2 protein-coding genes are annotated in these 1,236 nt (G+C 45.6%); both read right to left on the bottom strand.

Features of this window, described 5'->3' with window-relative positions; genetic code table 11:
• Nucleotides 1-38: 38 nt before the first annotated feature.
• Nucleotides 39-869, bottom strand: a complete 831-nt coding sequence (locus DUL71_RS31785) for an IS3 family transposase (protein ID WP_244228900.1) — start codon at nucleotides 867-869, stop codon at nucleotides 39-41.
• Between the two features lie 35 nt (nucleotides 870-904).
• A complete protein-coding gene (locus tag DUL71_RS31790) occupies nucleotides 905-1,171 on the bottom strand; it encodes a transposase (RefSeq protein ID WP_114941823.1) in 267 nt (88 codons plus the stop codon).
• Nucleotides 1,172-1,236 lie beyond the last annotated feature (65 nt).

A 1,236-nucleotide genomic window follows, 5' to 3' on the forward strand; every position in this document is an offset into this window, starting at 1 on the left:
ACTGGTATTTTATAGACTAATTTAATTCAAAAATATAATTATTGTTGTTTGAACTGTGGGGATGTTGGAAACTCGCCAGAGTTTCTGGTATCTCCACAGTTTAGCCGCTTATACAGGTCTGGCGTTATACCTCCCAATGCTTCATGCGGCCTACTGTAATTGTAATCTTCCATCCATTCATCAGCTAGTACCTGCACCTGGTTGATGTCTTCAAATAAGTAAGCATCCAGTATGTTTTCCCGGAACGTTCTATTGAACCGTTCGATATAGCCGTTTTGCATGGGCTTTCCCGGTTGCGTGAATTGCACAGTTATACCTCTGCTTTCACACCAATCCTTAAATTCCTTGCTGTTAAACTCCGGCCCGTTATCCACTCTGATACAGTTTGGTTTACCTTGCTCATGAATGGTTCGCTCCAGAATCTGAGTTACCCGCACGGCTGGTATAGTATAGGCAGCTTCTACGGCAATAGCTTCCCGGTTATAGTCATCGATAATGTTCAGCGTTCGGAACCTTCTCTTGTTCACCAGCACATCGCACATAAAATCCATCGACCAGGTATCTCCAGCCTGCTCAGGCACGACTAACGGCACTTTAACACGTACAGGCACACGTCTGCGAACCTTTCGGCGACGGTTCATGCCCAGCAGCAGGTAAACCCGCCTTACACGTTTGTAATTCCACTGCAGACCTTGCTGGCGGATGCGGCTGTAATACAGATCTTGACCCTCGGTGGGATGCTTTTCGGACAGTTCCAGCAACTTATCAATAGTTGCTGAGTCATCCCTGATGTTCTTGTAGTAATACATGGATTTGGGCAGCTTTACTACCCGGCAAGCCCTGCTAATACTTACCTGACGGAATTCCATTAAGTAAGCGACCATGTCCTTGCGCTGGCAGGGCTTCAGAACTTTTTTGAGAGTACGTCTTTTAGTAAACTATGATCTAAAGCCAACTCTGCATACATGTGCTTCAGTTTACGGTTCTCTTCCTCCAGCTCTTTCAGCCGCTTTAATTCCTGGCTGTCCATACCGGCATACTTTTTACGCCAGTTGTAAAATGTGGATTTGTGTACGCCTAATTCGCGGCATACGTCGTTTAGCTCACGGCCACCTTCATACTCTTTGATGGCCTTGACAATCTGTGCTTCGGTAATGATCGAGTTCTTCATCGTTTGACTGTTTAAAGTTAAGACTTTTCGTCCTTTAAGCAGTCCGGTTTTTAGGAGGGGTTACA

The sequence above is a fragment of the Mucilaginibacter endophyticus genome (genome assembly GCF_003351025.1).
Lineage (GTDB): Bacteria > Bacteroidota > Bacteroidia > Sphingobacteriales > Sphingobacteriaceae > Mucilaginibacter > Mucilaginibacter endophyticus.

Excerpts from the sequence above, each read along its gene's own strand:
- DUL71_RS31790 (WP_114941823.1), bottom strand. The coding sequence starts at position 1,171 with ATGAAGAACTCGATCATTACCGAAGCACAGATTGTCAAGGCCATCAAA.
- DUL71_RS31785 (WP_244228900.1), bottom strand. The coding sequence starts at position 869 with ATGGAATTCCGTCAGGTAAGTATTAGCAGGGCTTGCCGGGTAGTAAAG.